Below are 18,321 nucleotides of genomic sequence, written 5' to 3'. Positions count from 1 at the left end.
GACAGAAGGTACTAGGCGTTCATGGGGTCACTCGCGCTCTCTCCTCACCTGCTGACCTGGATCATTGCCGGGTTAGCCACCCTTGGGGTGGTCTCCCGGCCCTTCGGCTTGCCGGAGGCGCTGTTCGCCGTCGCCGGCGCGGCGTTACTGGCCGTCTTCGGTCTGTTGCCACTGGATGGCGTCTGGCACGGTATCGCCAAGGGCACCGACGTCTATCTGTTCCTGATTGGCATGATGCTGCTGGCCGAGATCGCCCGGAAGGAAGGGCTGTTCGACTGGGTCGCCGGCCATGCGGTGCGCGCGGCCAAGGGTTCGGCGCTACGGCTGTTCGCCCTGGTCTATGGCGTCGGCATCCTGGTCACGGTGTTTTTGTCCAACGACGCCTGCGCCGTGGTGCTGACGCCGGCGGTCTACTACGCCACCCGCGCGGCGAAGGTGAAGAATCCGCTGCCCTATCTGTTCTCCTGCGCCTTCATCGCCAACGCGGCGAGCTTCGTGCTGCCGATCTCCAACCCGGCCAACCTGGTGGTGTTCGCCGAGCACATGCCGGAGCTGGGCCGCTGGCTGGCTCTGTTCACCCTGCCATCGATCCTGGCCATCGTGGCGACGTTCCTTACTCTCTGGGCGACCCAGGCCAAGGTCCTGCGCGCCGAGCGGCTGTCCGCAGGGTGCGCGGTGGAGGCCTTGCCCACCACCGGGCGCATCGCCGGCTGCGGCCTGATCCTGACCATCCTGGTCCTGCTCGGCGCCTCGGCGCTGGATCTGGAGCTGGGTCTGCCGACCTTCCTGGCCGGCTTCGCCACCTTCCTGGTGGTGGTGGCCTGCAAGCGCGGCGGCGGTCTGGAGTTGCTCAAGCACATCTCCTGGGGCGTCCTGCCACTGGTGGCCGGGTTGTTCGTGCTGGTGGAAGCCCTGGAGACCACCGGGGTATTGCAGGCGCTGGCCAATCAGCTACAAGCAGCCGCCCAGGCGACGCCGGAGCGCGCCGCCTGGGGCGCCGGGCTGCTGGTGGCCTTTGGCAGCAACCTGGTCAACAACCTGCCGGCCGGCCTGCTGGCCGGGGCGGCGGTGCAGACCGCCCAGGTCTCGGAAAAGATCGCCGGCGCCGTGCTGATCGGCATCGACCTCGGCCCCAACCTGTCCATCACCGGCTCCCTGGCGACCCTGCTGTGGCTGGCCGCGCTGCGCCGCGAGGGGCTGTCGGTGAGCTTCTGGCAATTCCTCAGGCTGGGCGCCGTGGTGATGATCCCGGCGCTGGTGCTGGCCTTGGCTGCCTTGATCCATCTCTGAAACTCTGACGGACGGCCTCCAGGCGCAGCGGCGTTGTCGCTGCGCCTAGGGCACTATCGGAACACCTCTGCTGGAGAGAGCCGCCCATGGCCATCGCGCGCTACACCGGCTTCGCCCAGGCCCTGCACTGGCTGACCGTCGCCCTGCTGTGCCTGCTGCTGCCCTTCGTCTGGGTGGCGGAAAATTTTCCGCCCGGGCCGGTGCGCACCCTCTGGTATCTGCTGCACGAATCCACCGGGATCTCGGTGTTCCTGCTGATCCTGATCCGCCTGACCTGGCGCTGGCGGCATCCGGCGCCGCCGGCCCATCCCCGTGACGGTCGTCTGCTGCGGCTGCTCGCCGCGCTTAACCATAGCCTGCTCTATGCCGTGCTGCTGCTGCTGATGCCGGTGACCGGCTACCTGATGGCTGGCCAGGGCCAGCCGGTGCCGGTGTTCGGACTGTTTTCCCTGCCGGGTTTTCCCCGGCATGAAGCCCTCGGCATCCTCGCCAATCGCATCCATGTGGCCGGCCAGTTCGCCGTCTATGGGCTGGTGATCCTGCACGTGGCGGCGGTGGTCTGGCATGTGGCGATCCGTCGGGACGGCACCCTGGAGCGGATGCTGCCCGAGCAGCGGCCTTAAAGTGTCAGGTCCCTTCCACCAGCAACCGATCGCGCTCCAGCAGGGCGGGCAGGGTCTCGCGCAGGTGGTCGACCAGGGTGCGGATCTTGGCGTCGAGGAAGCGCCGCGACGGATAGAGCGCATGGATGTCCAGGCCATAGAGCCGGTGCCCGGGCAGTACGCGTTGCAGGCGGCCACTGGCCAGGCCGGCGACCGCGGCGTACAGCGGCAGGGCGCCGATACCCAGGCCGCTGGCCACGGCTTCGGCCAGGGCATCGGCGGTGTTGACCTGGAAGGGCGGCCGATCCACCGCCACCTCGGCTATCCCTTCAGGCCCCTCCAGCAGCCAGCGATCCGGCGCCATGGCCCGATTGACCAGGCGCAGGCAGCGATACCCGGTGAGATCCGCGGGCGTGGCCGGGCGCCCCTGGCGGTTCAGATAGGCAGGCGCCGCGCACAGCACGCTATAGGTACTGCCCAGATGCGCCGAATGGAAGGCTGAATCCGGCAGGCCAGCAGCCAGGATCAGCGATAGGTCGTAGCCTTCCTTGAGGATGTCGGTGAAGGTGTTGGTCAGCTGCAGGTCCAGATCCACCTCGGGATAGCGCTCGGCATAGCCTGCCAGGCTCTGGATCAGGTAGTGCTGGCCGAGGCCGGTCATGGTGTGGATGCGCAGCCGGCCGCGCGGCACGGCCAGGGCGTGGCGGGCCTCGGCATCGGCTTCATCGAGGTCGGCGAGGATGCGCTGGCAGCGCACCAGGTAGCGTTCGCCGGCTTCGGTCAGGCGCAACTGGCGGGTGGTGCGGTGCAGCAGTCGGGTCTGCAGATGCTGCTCCAGCTGACTGACCGCCCGGGAGACATAGGCGGTGGTCAATTCCAACTGGCGGGCGGCGGCGGTGAAGCTGCCGGTCTGGGCCACGCAGGCGAAGGCGCGCAGATTGAAGAGATGATCCATGGACGGGGCAGGGCGGTTGAAAGGGGCATTGTGGGCCATTACCCGCCCGTTGGTTAACGCTCTTTGCCGTCACACCCGACTTAATCGCCGTGGGGCGGGCTTCCTAGAATGGCCACCGAGGCGCTGCGCCTCCCTCCTTCCGGTCGCTCCCGTCGTTGCCCACCATGCCCTTCGCTTCGCCGCTCTTCGCGCGGCACCCCACTGCTTCCCCATGTAGACGCTGGCCCAGCCTGAACGCCTGGCGCCGCGCCGGTCGCGAATGGGCCCGCACCGATGGCCAGGCCTGGGCCTTCATCGCCAAGGCGCTGTTGGCTGCCACCCTGGCCCTGTGGCTGGCCTATCGCCTGGAACTGCCGCAACCGAGCACCGTGCTGGTTACCGTGTTCATCGTCTTGCAGCCGCAGAGTGGCCAGGTGCTGGCCAAGAGTTTCTACCGGATCCTGGGCAGTCTCGCCGGGCTCACCTTCACCGTCGCCGCCATCGCCCTGTTCGCCCAGGAGCGGGTGCTCTTGCTCGGCGCCCTGGTGCTGTGGATCGGCTACTGCACCCGGGGGGCGGCGCGTTATCGCGACTTTCGCAGCTATGGCTTCCTGCTGGCCGGCTACACCGCCTGCCTGGTAGGGCTGCCGGCGGTGGCCCAGCCCCAGGGCGCCTTTCTGCAGGCGGTGTGGCGTCTGTTGGAAATTGCCCTAGGCATCTGCTGCGCCGGGGTGGTAAGTGTCGCGATCCTGCCGCAGACCACCCGTGGCGTCCTGCGCCGGACCCTGGCCCAGCGCCTGCGCGATTTCCTGGCCATGGCCCATGACGGTCTGCTGGGTAGCCTCGATGCCGAACGCTTCGCCGGGCTCAGTGCGCGTTTCGCTGCCGATTCCGTGGGCTTCGAAAGCCTGCGCAGCGCCAGTGTTTTCGAGGAGCCCTATCTGCGCCGACGCAGCGGACGCCTGGCCGCCTTGGGCAATCGCCTCATGCTGCTCAACACCCGCTTCCATGCGCTCTACCAACTGCTCGACCGCCTGAGTGATCGGCCCCGGGCCGTGCGCCAGGCGCTGGCGCCCGCGCTAGAGTCGATCGCTGCCGCCCTAGCGCCGGCCCTGGGTCGCCTGCCGGAAGAGCGTGACCTGCGCCGCCTCAGTGAGCGCCTGGCTGCGGAGCGCGAGACGCTGATGGCCGCGATCCGCAATGGCCGCCAGCAATTGGTCCAGGCGACGCCTGCCGAAGCCGACCGGCTCGACTACGACACTGCCGCCGAATTGCTCTATCGCTTCGCCGAGGATCTGCACCTGCTGCTTGGCGCCCGGCTGGCGCTGGAGGGCGCTGCGCACCTGCCGACCACTCCCCGCGAGACCTTCACGCCCCTGGCCAGCCGTGCGGTAGCCTGGATGGCTGGGCTGCGCAGCGCCCTGGTGGTGCTGGGCGTGGGGCTGTTCTGGATCGAGACCGCCTGGCCGAGCGGCGCGGCCTGCACCCTGGCCGCGGCGCTGATCTCGGCGCTGGCCTCCACCTCGGCCGATCCGCGCCGCTATTGCCTGCAACTGGCCGGCGGTACCCTGGTCGGGGCCCTGGCCGGTGGGCTGCTGCAATTCCAGGTCCTGCCCTGGATCGACGGCTTCGCCCTGCTGCTGCTGACCCTGACACCAGTGTTCGCCGCTGGCGCCTGGCTGATCACTCGACCGCGGCTGGCGGGCTATGGCACCGGGCTGATGGTCTGGTTCTGTTCGGCGGCCCTGCCGGGCAATCTGCCGCGCTACGACGCCGACCTCTTCTGCAACACCTACCTGGCCTACCTGGTGGCCTGCGGCGTGGCGGTGATGGCCGTCAGCGTCCTGCTGCCGCCCAGCCAGCCCTGGGTCTGGCGCCGGCTGGAGGCGGCCCTGCGCGAGCGACTGGTCCACGCCATCGGGGCACCCCTGGCCGGTCTGAGTGGCCGCTTCGATTCCGGCCTGCGCGATCTACTCAACCAGGTACAGGTGCTCACCGTGGGCCAGCCGGTGGTGCAAAGGCAGCTGCTGCGCTGGACCTTCCTCAGTCTGGAGCTGGGCCACGCCATCATCGAGCTGCGCCTGGAGCAGGCCGCGCTGCCACCCTTGCCCTGGTATCGCGAAGAGCGCGCCTGGCGCCTGGCCATTCGCGCCCTGGGGCGGGCGCTGGTGCGATTGGTCCGCCAGCCCAACGCCGCCAACCTGGCCCGCGCGCTCACGGCCGTGGACCACGCCATCCTGCTCGCGCACCAGGCCCGGCGCCACCTGGAGCCCAATCCGGGCGACTTCGATCGCTCACCGCTGCGCCGCATCGCCAGCTACCTGCATTTCATCCGCACCTCGCTGCTGGCGCCGGATTCGCCCCTGGCCGGGTACCTGCCGCTGGCCCGGCCACCGGCGCGGGACGAAGGCTGAGCAGCGCTTCTGGAAATATTGGCTAGGCTTACGAACGGGGAGGGCCGTCAGGCCCTCTGCCATGCGACTTTCGGCACAACCAGAACAAGGCCCGCCTGCCCATGCCCGTCCGCTTCGTCCGTCCGCTGCTCTGTTCCGCCAGTTTTCTCCTGACGCCCCTGGCGTCCGCCCTGGAAGCCCCAGGTGCCCCCGGCGCCGCACCCTTCTGGTCCTATTCCGGCAAGACCGGCATCGGCACCAGCTACGAGGCCTATCGCGACGGCGCCTACAGCGACCAGGCCAGCACCGGCCGCGTCTCGCGGGTGTGGTTCTCCCTGGCCCAGGGCGTGGTCACCGAGACCATGCAGGGTCTCATCCACGAGGCGCAGCTGCGCGAGATGCAGCTGGTGATCCGCGGGCCCGACTTCACCCACCTGGAGCGCGACGACACCGACAGCCGTATCGAATACCTGGCCACCGATGCCGCCGGCCGGCCCACCTCGCTGGCCTACAAGATCGTCAACCGCGACCGCCAGGGCCGCTACGAGATCGAGAAGCACGTCTTCACCGACCCGGACCAGGACACCCTGGTCATGCGCGTCATCTTTCGCAGCCAGGACCCACGCATCCAGCCCTATCTCTATGTCGATCCGGCGTTGGCCAACAGTGGCAGCCATGACCGCGCCGCGGTGAAGGGTGGGGTGCTCTACGCCAGCGAAGGCGAGCACGCGCTGGTGGTGAAGGCCAGCCAGCCGCTGCAGACGCCTACCGTAGGTTTCGTCGGCAGCTCCGATGGCCTCGACGACCTGCGCCGCAACGGCAAGCTGACCCAGACCTACAGCAGCACCGGCGACCAGGCCGGCAACGTCGCCATGCTGGCCAAGCTGCCGCTCAAGGGCGCCGAGACCACCCTGGACGTGGTGGTGGGCTTCGGCGCCAATCCGCGCCAGGCCGAGGCGGCGGCGGATGCCACCCTGGCCCGCGGTTATCAAAAGGTGCTGGCCCACTACAACGGCGAAGGCGACGCCATCGGCTGGCAGGACTACCTCGCCAGCCTCGACCAGCTGCCGCGTCTGCAGGCCCAGGCTGGCGACGGCGGCAAGCTGGTCAACGCCAGCGCCCTGGTGCTCAAGGCCCAGGAAGACAAGACCCACGCCGGCGCCCTGATCGCCTCGCTGTCCAACCCCTGGGGCGAAACGGTGCCGGCGGGCAAGGGCACCACCGGCTACAAGGCGGTGTGGCCACGGGACTTCTACCAGTGCGCCATGGCGCTGCTGGCGCTGGGTGACCGGCAGACGCCCAAGGTCGCCTTCAGCTACCTCAAGCAGGTGCAGGTGGACGCCAATACCGCGCACAAGCCGGCCGACAGCTCGGCCTTCATCCACCAGCAGAAGCAGGGCGACGAAGTCCGCGCGCCCGGCGCTACCGGCTGGTTCCTGCAGAAGACCCACGTCGACGGCACCATCGAGTGGGTCGGCGTGCAACTCGACCAGACCGCCATGCCCATCATGCTCGGCTATCGCCTCTGGCAGGGCGGCCTGCTGGGCGACGCCGAGATCGATCGCTGGTACCGCGAGATGCTCAGGCCCGCGGCGGACTTCCTCGCCCGCGACAGCCAGGTCAACCTGGGCTGGAACACCTGGCAGGTCAAGCCGCCGCAGACCCAGCAGGAGCGCTGGGAAGAGCAGTGGGGCTATTCGCCGTCCACCACCGCGGCGGTGATCGCCGGTCTCGCCACCGCCAGCGAGCTGGCGCGCCATGCCGGCGACGAGGCCAATGCCAGCCGTTACCGCGATACCGCCCGGCGCTATTCGGGCCAGGTGGAAAAGACCATGGCCACCACCCAGGGCAGCCTGGGCGCCGGCCACTACTACCTGCGCATCACCCAGAACGACGATCCCAACGACAAGGGCAAGCTGGTGGACAACAACAGCCGTCCGGGCCTGCCGGAGGACCAGGTGCTGGACGCCGGCTTCCTCGAGCTGGTGCGCTACGGCGTGCGACCGGCCAGCGATCCCCTGGTACAGAAGAGCCTGGCGGTGCTGGATGACGAAGGCCTGCCGGAGAATCTGCGGGTCAAGTACAGCTTCCAGTATCCCGGCGTCAGCGGCACCTTCCCCGGCTGGCGGCGCTACGGCAACGATGGCTATGGCGAGAGCGAAAGCTCCGGCATCAATTTCCCCGCCACCGAGCAGCCGGTGCCCAACTCGGGGCTGCGTGGCCGGGTCTGGCCGATCTTCACCGGCGAGCGCGGCCATTACGAGCTGGCGCGCCTGGCCCTGCAGGGCAAGCCGGACCCGGCGGCGCTGGGCAAGCTGCGTGACACCTACGTCCGCGGCCTGGAGCTGTTCGCCAACGCCGGCCTGATGCTGCCCGAGCAGGTCTGGGATGGTGTGGGCGACAACCGGCGCCATGGCTACCAGATGGGGCAGGGCACCGATTCGGCGACGCCGCTGGCCTGGTCCCACGCCGAATACGTGAAGCTGCTGCGCTCCCTGGCGGACGGCCAGGTGTGGGATCACTACCCGGTAGTGGCGCGGGCACTGGCGCCCTGAAGCAAGCCAGTTGTCGGATCGCGAGCGCTGTTAGCGCTCGCGATCCGATAGCAGCTCTGGTCGATTTTGCTTCAGCCAATGCGTGACGTGCTGGAGCAGGACCTCGGCCTGCTGCAAGGCCTCCTGCGCCATCGAATCGCTGACTAGATCGCCCGAGTAGTCGATGACGTTGCGTTGCTTGCGCAAGGTATCCAGTACCAACATTGTCGATGTATCAAGCTCGACGGTGCGGGGCAGTGACTGGATCATGGTCTGATGGTGACCGGGCCGGCTAGTCAGGGTCCGATAGCCATTGGCCTGAAGCGCTGCGTTCGCGCCCTGCATGATTGCCTTGTAGGCCAGATCGAAGCGGCTTTCGCTGCTCAGTATTGGCAGACACGCATCGGTCAAGCTACGTTGCGCTGCCTCCAACAAGCGCTGGATGCTCGCAGGGTCCGGTGTGATCGCCTCAAGACTCTTGCCGAGCAGATTATCCAGGGTCATCTGTCCTTCCTTGTGACAGGTACGAAGCGTCGCCGATGACGAACACCTTGGGCTTTTCCAGCAGGTCCGTGATGAAGGCTCCTCCTTCCGCCAACAGCCTCTGCCATTCCTCTCGCTGGTATACCTTGGGATTGATCTCGCGCCCAAGCGTCTCCTGACAGGGATAGAGCGATGCCACTACCTCGCGGAAGGTCACGGTACCCAGGATCATGAGGTCAATATCGCTTCCAGCGCTTGCTTTGCCGCTAGCCATCGAGCCGAAGACGAAAGCTGCCGATATTCGGTCTGCAATGGGGCTCAGCGCCTCGGCCAGAATATCGGTCAGGCCACTGGTCTTGCGCAAGATGCTCGCCAGCTCTTCGAAGATGGGACACTCCCGATTGGCGCGATAGTGCTGTTGATTACCCACGCGCGTCTTCACGGCCAGACCTGCCGCGACCAGCTTGACGAGCTCACGGCTCAGGGTGCCAGACTGGGTCTCGGTCAAGCGCGCGATTTCGCGCTGATGGTAGCTGCTCTCCGGATGGAGCAGAAGAAGTGCCAGGACCTTGCGGCGATAGTCGGGAAATAGAACGGAAGCAAGGGACATAGGAAATTTCTTTGCTGCCTTTTGGGCTGCAATTGAAGCCTAAAAGGCAGCAAACAACCAGTGTGATTGCCCTTGGTGTATTCCAGCGCCTGAACAGCCGACCAACGGTAGCGCGTTACTAATGCCCGTGCCAGGGCTGCTGACCCAGGGCAGCGAAACGTTGAACCCAAGGGAACGCCTGTAACAAGACTTGTCTGATGGGCGTTCTCGCGCTTAGCTGAGGCAGCGGATCCTTCCGCTCGCCGCGGTTCTCCTCTCTTTCCGGTCCCTCTGCCCTCGGTCACGTACCGCGCGGTAGCGTGCCCGGCTGTCACGGTTTTCTCTCGCTCGCTCCGGCGACCGCTCCGGCGGTCTGGGAGCGAGTCTTTGCCGGTTCCTGTCAAGAAGGTCACGGATATGACTGACGTCGCTCTCCCCATCGCCCTTTACCTGGGCACCCTGGTGCTGCTGGCCTTCGCCCTGCGCCGCAGCCCGCTGCTCACCCAGGAGACCCTGGCGCGCTCCTCGCCGCTGGATGCCCTGCGCGGCATCCTCGCTACTGCCGTGGTCTGCCTGCATTTCGTGCTGACCTATCACCTCAAGGCCGAGGGCCAGTGGCGCGAACCCGACAGCGATCTGCTCTACAACATGGGCGTGGTGCCGGTCTCGCTGTTCTTCATGATCACCGGCTACCTGTTCTTCGGAAAGGTCTATCGGCGCACGCCGGACTGGGGCGAGCTGCTCCGTTCGCGGGTACTGCGGGTGATGCCGCTGTACCTCTGTGTGGTGGCCGTGGTGGTGCTCTTCACCCTGATCCGCACCCACTTCGTCATCGCCGACGGCCAGCACTTCATGCTCGAACTACTCAGCTGGGAGCTGTTTTCCGGCTTCAGTCTCAACGGCCTGGAGGAAAGCGGCTGGATGACCGCCGGCGCCCACTGGACGCTGCGCTACGAGGCGCTGTTCTACCTGGCGCTGCCGATCATCGCCGCGCTGTTCAACCGCCGCGGTTTCGGGCTGCCGCTGCTGGTCTCGGTGCTGCTGGTGGGCGGGCTGGTCGCCGCCGGCTATCACTATCAGGTACTGGGCGCCCGCTTCGGGCTGCTGTTCCTGCTGGGATTCCTGCCGGTGTTCGTCAAGGTTCATCTGCCGGGCCTGCTGGCGCGGCTGCGTACGCCCCTGGTGGCGGCGCTGTCGCTGGCGCTGGTGGGCTACGCCATGACCCAGCCGGACTACAGCCTCAGGCAGATGCTCGCGCTGGCCTTGCCCTTCGCCGCCATGGCCGCCGGCAACGATCTCTTCGGCCTCCTGCGCAGTCGCGGTCTCAAGGTGCTGGGCGAGATCAGCTACAGCCTCTATCTCACCCACGGCCTGCTGCTCTATGGCCTCTTCACCCTGCTCAACCTCGGCTCGGTCGAGACCCTGGGCACGCTCGGCTTCATGGCGCTGCTGCCACCGGTGCTGGTGCTCGCCTGTCTGCTGTCGATGCTCAGCTACCGCTGGATCGAGCGTCCGCTGATGCATCTGGGAAGGGCGCCGCGGCGTCAGCAAGTCCCCGCGTAGGGGGAGGCGCCGCGGCTGCAGGATACTCCAGCAGAAAGGCCAGCCCCTGGGCGCAGGAGGCCTCCACCTTGAGCGCGAGCAGGTCGTCCGCGCGGGTGCGGCCATAGCCCAGGGCGGCGATGGGCAGGCCGGCGCGGGCCGCGGCCTGGGCGAAGCGAAAGCCGGAATAGACCATCAGCGACGAGCCCACCACCAGCAGCGCATCGGCGCGGCCCAGGTGGGCGAAGGCGCGCTCCACCCGCGCGCCGGGCACGTGTTCGCCAAAGAACACCACGTCCGGCTTGAGCAGGGCGCCACAGCGCGGGCAGTCCGGCACGCGGAAACTCATGAAATCCACGCCTTCCAGATCGGCATCGCCATCCGGCGCGGTAGCCGCGTCCAGCGCCAGCCAGTCGCCATTGAGTTCACCCAGCCACTGCTGGAATTCCTGGCGCGGCAGGCGCAGCTCGCAACCCAGGCAGCGGATCTGGTCGAGGCGGCCGTGCAGGTCGATCACCGCCTCGCTGCCGGCGGCCTGGTGCAGCCGATCGACGTTCTGGGTCAGCAGCATCTCCACCTGGCCACGCCGCTCCAGGGCCGCCAGGGCCTGGTGGGTGGCGTTGGGCCGCGCCTGGCAGAAGCGCGGCCAGCCGATCAGGCTGCGCGCCCAGTAGCGGCGCCGCAGGAGTTCGTCGCCGACGAAGGCCTGCAGGGTGACCGGTTGCGGGCGCTTCCAGGCGCCGTCGCGGTCGCGGTAATCGGGAATGCCGGAATCGGTGCTGCAACCGGCCCCGGTGAGCAGAAAGATCCGCTCGTGCCGGGCGATAAAGGACTGGAGCTCGGGCAGGGACATCGTGCACCTGGGATTGCGGGCGATATCCCCAGCTTGGAAAGGGTTATGCCGGGAGGCAAGCCGCAGCTGACGAACGTCCTGTTCGTGCTGCGGCGAGTGGCCTTTAGAAGACCGGCACGTAGATGTAGATCTGCGAATCCTGGGCATCCACCCCGGTGAAGGCCTCGGTGTAGTGCTCGAAGCAGGCGCCGGGACGGGGTTGCAGGCCGCGCGCCGGCAGCAGTTCGGCGAACAGGCGGCCGAGACTCTTGGCCACGCTGGGCGCGGTGCCCAGGTGCACGTAGCGGGCGTAGCGGCCTTCCGGCAGTTCCTGGCGCACCATGCCGGCGGGCAGGGGGGCGCCCGGGGTGGTGGCCACCGCGGCCAGGTAGTGCATGGTGCCGGCCTGGCGCCAGCTCACGCCATACCATTCGGCGTCGCCTTCGCGACCGGTGATCTCCCCGGCGCGGTCGGCGAAGCGCCGCCAGAGGGCGGCGATGTCTTCGCCCTGGCCAGGCTCGAACAGCAGACCGGTCACTTCCAGGGCGGGATGGTCGACGATTTCCAGCGACATGGGACAGACTCTCTCGAAGATGCGATGAAGGCCGTCACCTTACTCCAGCGGCGCGCGGCGGTCAGCCGGGGCGGCCATCGGACGAAAGGTCGCAGCCGCCGCCAGGCCCTGCCGCAGACCCTGCCAAGCCCTCCCGCCGCTTCGCTAAAACACTGATTTTGAATGATTTTTCGGCGAAGAAAGACGACGCTTCGCTCGAACTGCCAGGCCCGGGTCAGGACGAAGTCCTACCGTGATGTGCCTGGAGTTACCCAAGAAATGTCGATCAAGGTATCGCGCCGCAACTTCCTCAAACTCAGTACGGCGGGGGTCGCCACCTCGAGCATGGCCTTGCTCGGCTTCGCCCCGGAACCCGCGCTGGCGTCCATCCGCTACTACAAGCTCGCCGCCGCCAAGGTGACGCGCAACACCTGCACCTACTGCTCGGTGGGCTGCGGCATGCTGCTCTACAGCCGCGGTGATGGCGGCATCAATACCGTCAGCGACATCTACCACGTCGAAGGCGATCCGGATCATCCGGTCAGTCGCGGTTCCCTCTGCCCCAAGGGCGCCGGGGTACTGGACTTCATCAAGAGCGAATCGCGCCTCTCCCATCCCGAGGTCCGCGAGCCGGGCAGCAACGAGTGGAAGCGCATCAGCTGGAACGAGGCGCTGGACCGCATCGCCCGCTACATGAAGGAGGACAGAGACAAGAATTTCGTCACCCATGACGCCGATGGCCATCTGGTCAATCACTGGATCACCACCGGCTTCCTGGCGGCTTCGGCCTGTTCCAACGAGACCGCGTACCTCACCCAGAAGGTGATCCGCAGCCTCGGCATGCTGGCGATCGACAACCAGGCGCGCGTGTGACACGGACCGACGGTGGCAGGTCTTGCCCCTTCGTTCGGCCGCGGTGCCATGACCAATCACTGGGTCGACATCCGCAATGCCAATCTCATCCTGTCCATGGGCGGCAACTCGGCCGAGGCGCACCCGGTGGGCTTTCGCTGGATGGTGGAGGCCAAGGAAAAGAACAACGCCAAGCTGATCACCATCGATCCGCGCTTTACCCGTACCTCGGCGGTGGCGGACTACCACGCCTATATCCGCACCGGGACCGACATCGTCTATCTGGGCGGGCTGATCAACTTCCTGCTCACCACGGACCAGATCCAGCATGAGTACGTAAGGGCCTACACCGACGTCGCCCTCATCGTGAAGGAAGACTTCGGCTTCCACGACGGCCTCTTCTCCGGCTTCGGCGAAGACAAGCGTCGTGCCTACGAGAAATCCAGCTGGAGCTACGAGTTCGACGAGCGCGGCATGGTGAAGGAAGACCCCACCCTGCAGCACCCGCGCTGCGTCTACCAGCTGATGAAGGCGCACTACAGCCGCTACACCATCGACCTGGTGGAGCGCGTCTGCGGCATGCCGCGCGAGCAGATCCAGACCACCTGGGACATGATCGCCGAGACGGCGCGCCCCGAGCGCACCATGAGCATCCTCTATGCCCTGGGCTGGACCCAGCATTCCATCGGCGCCCAGATCATCCGCACCGCCTCCATGGTGCAGCTGCTGCTGGGCAACATCGGCATGCTCGGCGGCGGGGTCAACGCCCTGCGCGGTCACTCCAACATCCAGGGGCTGACCGACCTGGGCCTGCTCTCCAACCAGTTGCCGGGCTATCTCTACCTGGCCTCCCACGAGGAACAGGAGTACCGCGACTACATCAAGCGGCGGGCCAAGCAGCCCCTGCGTGAGGGCGAGGTCTCCTACTGGAAGTACTATGAGCGCTTCCATGTCAGCCTGATGAAAGCCTGGTTCTCCGAGGCGGCGACCAAGGACAACGACTGGTGCTACGACTGGCTGCCCAAGCTCAGCGAGCCGCTTTACGACGTCCTCCACACCTTCGAGCGCATGCACCACGGCGAGATCACCGGCTATTTCTGCCAGGGTTTCAACCCGCTGGCCTCCTTCCCAGACAAGAACAAGGTCAGCCAGGCGCTTGCCAAGCTCAAGTACCTGGTGGTGATGGATCCGCTGGCCATCGAGACCGCCGAATTCTGGCAGAACCACGGCGAACTCAATGACGTGGATCCCAGCCAGATCCAGACCGAGGTGTTCCGCCTGCCCACCACCTGCTTCGCCGAGGAGAACGGTGCCATCGTCAACAGCTCGCGCTGGCTGCAGTGGCACTGGCGCGCGGCGCCCCCACCCGGCGAGGCGCGCCCGGACGTGGCCATCATGGCCGGGCTGTTCCATCGCCTGCAGGGCATGTATCGCGACGAGGGTGGTGCCTTTCCTGATCCGATCCTCAACCTGACCTGGCCCTACAGCAATCCGGAGGAACCCAATCCCGAGGACATCGCCCAGGAGTACAACGGCAGGGCCCTGGCCGACCTGCCCGGGCCGAATGGCACCATCTCCCACAGGCGCGGCGAGTTGCTCGACGACTTCGGTTTCCTGGCCGACGACGGCAGCACCACCTGTGGCTGCTGGATCTACTCTGGCTCCTACACCCGTCACGGCAACAACATGGACCGGCGCGACAACGCCGATCCCTACAACATCGGCATGACCCTGGGCTGGGCGTGGTCCTGGCCACTCAATCGCCGCATCCTCTACAACCGCGCCGGCGCCCGGCCGGACGGTACCTCCTGGGCCCCGGAGAAGCGGCTGATCTGGTGGAACGGCGAGCGCTGGGCAGGGGCCGACGTCCCCGATTTCCCCTGGACCTCGCCACCTTCGGCCAAGGCCGGGCCCTTCATCCTCAACCAGGAGGGCGTCGCGCACTTCTTTGGTGGCAGCCTCCTGGCCGAAGGCCCCTTCCCTGAGCACTACGAGCCCTTCGAATCGCCGCTGGACAACAACCCCCTGCACCCGGACAACCCTCGGGCCAAGAACAACCCGGCGGCACGGATCTTCCCCGGCGACCGGGCACGCCTAGGTACCCGCGAGGAGTTTCCCTATGCGGCCACGACCTACCGGCTGACCGAGCACTTCCACTTCTGGACCACCCATGCGCGGCTCAATGCCATCGCCCAGCCGGAGAAATTCGTCGAGATCGGCGAGGACCTGGCGAACGAACTCGGCATCAAGGCCGGCGATTGGGTCAAGGTCAGCTCCAAGCGGGGCTATATCAAGGCGGTGGCAGTGGTGACCAAGCGCATGCGCGGGCTGCAGGTGGAAGGCCGTACCGTGCACCACGTCGGCATCCCCATCCACTGGGGCTTCAAGGGCGTGACCCGACCCGGGTTCCTCACCAACACCCTGACCCCCTTCGTGGGCGATGCCAACACCCAGACACCGGAATTCAAGTCGTTCCTGGTGAACGTGGAAAAGGTCTGAGGAAGGTCTTATGAGAGGCGATCAAGTCAACTTCCAGAACATCGTCGCACGCTCGGCTACCTCCGAGGAGTCGCCCCATACCCGCATCGGCGGGGTGGAAAAGGTAGCCAAGCTGATCGACGTGTCGCGCTGCATCGGTTGCAAGGCCTGCCAGGTGGCGTGCTCGGAATGGAACGATCTGCGCGATGAGGTCGGCCACTGCAACGGCACCTACAACAATCCGCCGGACCTCACCCCGGAGACCTTCCAAGTGATGAGGTTCGACGAATACGTCAACGAGAAGGGCAACCTGGAGTGGCTGATCCGCAAGGACAACTGCATGCACTGCGCCGACCCGGGCTGCCTCAAGGCCTGCCCGGCGCCCGGGGCCATCGTGCAGTACGCCAACGGTATCGTCGACTTCAACTCCGAGCACTGCATCGGCTGCGGCTATTGCGTCTCGGGGTGCCCGTTCGACGTACCGCGCATTTCCAAGAAGGACCAGAAAGCCTACAAGTGCACCCTCTGTTCCGATCGCGTCTATCACGGCATGGAGCCCGCCTGCGTCAAATCCTGCCCGACCGGGGCGATCATGTTCGGCACCAAGGAGGACATGACGGAACAGGCCGAGATGCGGGTCGGCCAACTCAATGATCGCGGCTTTCCCGGCGCCGGCATCTACGATCCGGCCGGCGTGGGCGGCACCCATGTGATGTACGTGCTGCAGCACGCCGACAAGCCCGAGCTGTATACCCACCTGCCGGCCAATCCGCAGATCAGCCCCATGGTCAGTCTGTGGAAGGGCGTGACCAAGCCGATCATGTCGGCGCTGCTGGGGGTTACCGCCATCGCGGGCATCGCCCACTACCTGACCAAGGGTCCCAAGGAAGAACCCGAGGAATCGCCGGACGAGGAAGAGCGCCACGCCGCGCGCGAGGAGGATCGGCCATGACTACGCCGTCGGACAACAAGCGCGGCATCCTGCGCTATACCACCTTCAGCCGGCTGAACCACTGGTTCATCGCCTTCACCTTCGTCTGCCTGACCCTGAGCGGCCTGGCCTTCTTTCATCCGTTCTTTTTCGACCTCACGGCGCTGTTTGGCGGACCGACCATGACGCGCATCCTGCACCCCTTCATCGGGGTGGCCATGAGCCTGGGTTTCGTGGTCATGGCGGTGCGCTTCTTCAGGGTCAACCTGTTCAAGCGCCACGACGTGGCCTGGGTCCGGCGCATTAGCGATGTCCTCGCCAACCGTGACGAACTGGCGCCGCCCATCGGCGCCAACAACCCTGGGCAGAAGCTAGTGTACTGGGTGATGCTGCTGTCCGTACCGGCGTTGCTGCTCAGCGGCTTCTTCATCTGGCGGCCGTACTTCGCCGACATCCTGCCACGCGGCTGGCTGCGCTTTTCCAGTCTGGTACACGCCTATGTCGCCTTCATCGCCATCGTCACCCTGATCATCCACATCTACTCGGCGATCTGGGTGAAGGGCTCCTTCCGGGCGATGACCCAGGGCCGTGTCAGCCGTGCCTGGGCCAAGCACCATCACCGGCTGTGGTACGACGAGATCGTCGAGCAGGAGCGCCGCGAAAGGGGCGAGCGGGGCGACCGCCCCCTGGATGAACACCGCATGCCCGACAAGGGGACTCCCTGATGCATCAGTACGGTACTTCGCCCACCGGCATCCTCAATCCGCCGCCGGTGGTCCTGCCCGATCGGCAGCTGTTCGCCCGGCGTGCGCGGCGCCTGCGCGAGCTGGCCGAACGCAGCACCGAGCTAAGTGATTTTCTCGGCTTCATGGCCCTGCTGATCCAGGCCCAGGATGGTGTCCTGCAGGAACGCCAGCCCAGTTGGCAACCGGCACCGGACGCCTTCAGCCTGGCCCTGGAGCATGGCATGCCGCCCCTGCAGGGCCAGGCTCTGCTACGGGATCTGGACTGGCAGGGCGATCTGGACGCTCTGTTGGTCACCCTGGAGCTGCGCGTGGCCGAGCGCCAGCGCCCGGTGCTCGAACAGCTGGTCGCCTTGTCTGCTGCCGAGCGCCAGCAACTGGCCGAGCAAGTTCTGGCGCAGGAGCCTGGCGCCACCGAGCGCCGGGCGTTACTGCCTCTGGTGGGCGCCGCCCTGCAAGTGGCCTGGGTACGCCTAGCCCTGACCCTGCCACAGCCGCCCCAACGCCATGGCGACGTCAGCCGGGTGCTTTGCCCCTGCTGTGCCGCACCGCCGCTGGCCAGTATCGTCCACGCCGACCGTGATCGCGACAACGTACGCTATCTGCACTGCAGCCTCTGCGCCACCGAGTGGCACCTGGAACGCAGCAAGTGCAGCTGCTGCAACACCAGTGCCCAGGTGCGCTATTTGGCACTGGAGGACGAAGCCGGCAAGACGCCCCTGGCCGCCCAGGCCGAGACCTGCGACAGCTGCGACAGCTACCTCAAGCTGGTCAGCAAGAGCTTCAACCTGGGCGCCGATCCCCTCGCGGACGACCTTGCCAGCCTGCCGCTGGACTTCGCCCTGGCCGAAGCGGGGCGCTACGCCCGCAGCGGCTTCAATCCCCTGTTCATCGCGGGGGAGTAGGGCGCTAGATCCGCTTTACGGGTTTGCGAGAAGCGCCTGGTTCAGGGCCAGACCGGCCAGACGCGCGCTGGCCAGCAGGCGTTCCAGGCTCTGGCCATGCCGCGCGCTGGCAGACAGGCCGGCCATGGTGGTGACGACGAAATCGGTCAGCTCTCGCGCCTGCTGTGGCCGGCGTGTGGCGATGTGGGCATGGATGAGTGCCTGGGCTGCCTGGTGGTAGCCGTCCGCTGCCGCACGGGCCTGTAGATCGTCGCTATGGGTACCTTCCAGCACCAGGCAGCCGGCGGCTTGCGGATCGGCCGCGTAGTTGCGCGCCGCCGCTTCCAGCACCTGCGTCAGGGCCACGGCCAGCGGCTGGTCGGTCTCCAGGATCTGTCGCAGCAGCAGCGCACCGTTCGCGACATAGCGCTCCAGCACCTTGCCATACAACTCGACCTTGCTGCCGAAGGCTGCATAGAAGCTGGGTGGCTTGATCCCGAATGCCTGGGTCAGATCGGCGACGCTCACGCCGTCATAGCCTCTTTCGTGGAACAGGCGTTGCGCCTGGGCCAATGCCGCATCCGGATCGAAGCGGCGCGGGCGACCACGGGTGCCAGATTTATTTGTAGCGTTCATTACAAAAATACTTTGACAGGGGTCGAGTGAGGTTTATTGTAGCAT

15 protein-coding genes are annotated in these 18,321 nt (G+C 66.6%); 9 read left to right on the top strand and 6 right to left on the bottom strand.

Annotated elements, in window-relative coordinates:
* Positions 1 to 21 precede the first annotated feature (21 nt).
* Both FEZ61_RS02405 and FEZ61_RS02400 read left to right on the top strand, forming a co-directional pair.
* Entirely contained in the window at positions 22 to 1,290 is a 1,269-nt protein-coding gene (locus FEZ61_RS02405) for an arsenic transporter (RefSeq protein WP_173147033.1), read from the top strand.
* Positions 1,291 to 1,376: 86 nt separating this feature from the next.
* Positions 1,377 to 1,913, top strand: coding sequence for a cytochrome b/b6 domain-containing protein (locus FEZ61_RS02400; RefSeq protein ID WP_173147032.1), 537 nt, complete (start codon positions 1,377 to 1,379; stop codon positions 1,911 to 1,913).
* A 4-nt stretch (positions 1,914 to 1,917) separates the two neighbouring features.
* Here FEZ61_RS02400 and FEZ61_RS02395 read toward each other — a convergent pair whose 3' ends face one another.
* Complete coding sequence (locus tag FEZ61_RS02395) at positions 1,918 to 2,847, bottom strand: LysR family transcriptional regulator (RefSeq protein ID WP_173147288.1); 930 nt, start codon at positions 2,845 to 2,847, stop codon at positions 1,918 to 1,920.
* A 164-nt stretch (positions 2,848 to 3,011) separates the two neighbouring features.
* On the opposite strand from FEZ61_RS02395, the gene FEZ61_RS02390 reads away from it, so the two are divergent.
* Entirely contained in the window at positions 3,012 to 5,240 is a 2,229-nt protein-coding gene (locus FEZ61_RS02390) for an FUSC family protein (RefSeq protein ID WP_173147030.1), read from the top strand.
* 101 nt (positions 5,241 to 5,341) lie between these two features.
* The gene (locus FEZ61_RS02385; protein WP_173147029.1) at positions 5,342 to 7,774 is read left to right on the top strand and encodes a glucan 1,4-alpha-glucosidase; all 2,433 of its coding nucleotides are present in this window, start codon (positions 5,342 to 5,344) and stop codon (positions 7,772 to 7,774) included.
* Between the two features lie 30 nt (positions 7,775 to 7,804).
* Here the strand turns inward: FEZ61_RS02385 and FEZ61_RS02380 are convergent, their stop codons facing one another.
* Together FEZ61_RS02380 and FEZ61_RS02375 are read right to left on the bottom strand one after the other, a co-directional pair.
* On the bottom strand, positions 7,805 to 8,257 hold the full coding sequence (locus FEZ61_RS02380; protein WP_068384281.1) for a DNA-binding protein: 453 nt from the start codon (positions 8,255 to 8,257) through the stop codon (positions 7,805 to 7,807).
* Entirely contained in the window at positions 8,244 to 8,846 is a 603-nt protein-coding gene (locus tag FEZ61_RS02375; protein ID WP_017642669.1) for a nucleotidyltransferase domain-containing protein, read from the bottom strand. The genes FEZ61_RS02380 and FEZ61_RS02375 overlap by 14 nt, the downstream gene beginning before the upstream one ends.
* 396 nt (positions 8,847 to 9,242) lie before the next feature.
* On the opposite strand from FEZ61_RS02375, the gene FEZ61_RS02370 reads away from it, so the two are divergent.
* Positions 9,243 to 10,388: an acyltransferase gene (locus FEZ61_RS02370; RefSeq protein WP_017642668.1), complete on the top strand. Its 1,146-nt coding sequence runs from the start codon at positions 9,243 to 9,245 to the stop codon at positions 10,386 to 10,388.
* On the opposite strand, the gene FEZ61_RS02365 is transcribed toward FEZ61_RS02370, so the two are convergent.
* Both FEZ61_RS02365 and FEZ61_RS02360 read right to left on the bottom strand, forming a co-directional pair.
* On the bottom strand, positions 10,315 to 11,220 hold the full coding sequence (locus tag FEZ61_RS02365) for an NAD-dependent protein deacetylase (protein WP_017642667.1): 906 nt from the start codon (positions 11,218 to 11,220) through the stop codon (positions 10,315 to 10,317). The genes FEZ61_RS02370 and FEZ61_RS02365 overlap by 74 nt on opposite strands.
* Before the next feature lie 103 nt (positions 11,221 to 11,323).
* Positions 11,324 to 11,773 (bottom strand): GyrI-like domain-containing protein, encoded by a 450-nt coding sequence (locus tag FEZ61_RS02360; protein ID WP_017642666.1) that lies wholly within the window; start codon positions 11,771 to 11,773, stop codon positions 11,324 to 11,326.
* A 264-nt stretch (positions 11,774 to 12,037) separates the two neighbouring features.
* Between FEZ61_RS02360 and fdnG the strand changes: the two genes are divergently transcribed.
* The 4 genes from fdnG to fdhE are packed head-to-tail and all read left to right on the top strand — an operon-like array spanning position 12,038 to position 17,661.
* On the top strand, positions 12,038 to 15,103 hold the full coding sequence (gene fdnG / locus FEZ61_RS02355) for a formate dehydrogenase-N subunit alpha (protein WP_173147286.1): 3,066 nt from the start codon (positions 12,038 to 12,040) through the stop codon (positions 15,101 to 15,103).
* 10 nt (positions 15,104 to 15,113) lie between these two features.
* Positions 15,114 to 16,034: a formate dehydrogenase subunit beta gene (fdxH, locus tag FEZ61_RS02350; protein WP_068384269.1), complete on the top strand. Its 921-nt coding sequence runs from the start codon at positions 15,114 to 15,116 to the stop codon at positions 16,032 to 16,034.
* A complete protein-coding gene (locus tag FEZ61_RS02345; protein ID WP_068384267.1) occupies positions 16,031 to 16,738 on the top strand; it encodes a formate dehydrogenase subunit gamma in 708 nt (235 codons plus the stop codon). Before fdxH ends, FEZ61_RS02345 begins: the two co-directional genes overlap by 4 nt.
* A complete protein-coding gene (gene fdhE, locus FEZ61_RS02340; RefSeq protein WP_093256456.1) occupies positions 16,738 to 17,661 on the top strand; it encodes a formate dehydrogenase accessory protein FdhE in 924 nt (307 codons plus the stop codon). Before FEZ61_RS02345 ends, fdhE begins: the two co-directional genes overlap by 1 nt.
* 15 nt (positions 17,662 to 17,676) lie before the next feature.
* Here the strand turns inward: fdhE and FEZ61_RS02335 are convergent, their stop codons facing one another.
* Positions 17,677 to 18,276 carry a TetR/AcrR family transcriptional regulator gene (locus tag FEZ61_RS02335; protein WP_173147027.1) on the bottom strand — a complete coding sequence of 200 codons (600 nt, stop codon included), beginning with the start codon at positions 18,274 to 18,276 and terminating at the stop codon, positions 17,677 to 17,679.
* Positions 18,277 to 18,321 lie beyond the last annotated feature (45 nt).

The organism is Pseudomonas sp. MS15a(2019), from assembly GCF_013277805.1.
Lineage (GTDB): Bacteria > Pseudomonadota > Gammaproteobacteria > Pseudomonadales > Pseudomonadaceae > Chryseomonas > Chryseomonas benzopyrenica.
The sequence above is the reverse complement of the archived record's forward strand: the minus strand, read 5'-3'. Positions and strand labels throughout refer to the sequence as shown.

Bases quoted from the DNA above. Each gene is read 5' to 3' on its own strand.
- FEZ61_RS02375 (WP_017642669.1), bottom strand. From the start codon at position 8,846: ATGTCCCTTGCTTCCGTTCTATTTCCCGACTATCGCCGCAAGGTCCTG.
- FEZ61_RS02335 (WP_173147027.1), bottom strand. From the start codon at position 18,276: ATGAACGCTACAAATAAATCTGGCACCCGTGGTCGCCCGCGCCGCTTC.
- fdhE (WP_093256456.1), top strand. From the start codon at position 16,738: ATGCATCAGTACGGTACTTCGCCCACCGGCATCCTCAATCCGCCGCCG.
- fdxH (WP_068384269.1), top strand. From the start codon at position 15,114: ATGAGAGGCGATCAAGTCAACTTCCAGAACATCGTCGCACGCTCGGCT.
- FEZ61_RS02405 (WP_173147033.1), top strand. From the start codon at position 22: ATGGGGTCACTCGCGCTCTCTCCTCACCTGCTGACCTGGATCATTGCC.
- FEZ61_RS02345 (WP_068384267.1), top strand. From the start codon at position 16,031: ATGACTACGCCGTCGGACAACAAGCGCGGCATCCTGCGCTATACCACC.
- FEZ61_RS02370 (WP_017642668.1), top strand. From the start codon at position 9,243: ATGACTGACGTCGCTCTCCCCATCGCCCTTTACCTGGGCACCCTGGTG.
- FEZ61_RS02365 (WP_017642667.1), bottom strand. From the start codon at position 11,220: ATGTCCCTGCCCGAGCTCCAGTCCTTTATCGCCCGGCACGAGCGGATC.
- FEZ61_RS02390 (WP_173147030.1), top strand. From the start codon at position 3,012: ATGCCCTTCGCTTCGCCGCTCTTCGCGCGGCACCCCACTGCTTCCCCA.
- FEZ61_RS02400 (WP_173147032.1), top strand. From the start codon at position 1,377: ATGGCCATCGCGCGCTACACCGGCTTCGCCCAGGCCCTGCACTGGCTG.
- FEZ61_RS02360 (WP_017642666.1), bottom strand. From the start codon at position 11,773: ATGTCGCTGGAAATCGTCGACCATCCCGCCCTGGAAGTGACCGGTCTG.
- FEZ61_RS02385 (WP_173147029.1), top strand. From the start codon at position 5,342: ATGCCCGTCCGCTTCGTCCGTCCGCTGCTCTGTTCCGCCAGTTTTCTC.
- FEZ61_RS02395 (WP_173147288.1), bottom strand. From the start codon at position 2,847: ATGGATCATCTCTTCAATCTGCGCGCCTTCGCCTGCGTGGCCCAGACC.
- FEZ61_RS02380 (WP_068384281.1), bottom strand. From the start codon at position 8,257: ATGACCCTGGATAATCTGCTCGGCAAGAGTCTTGAGGCGATCACACCG.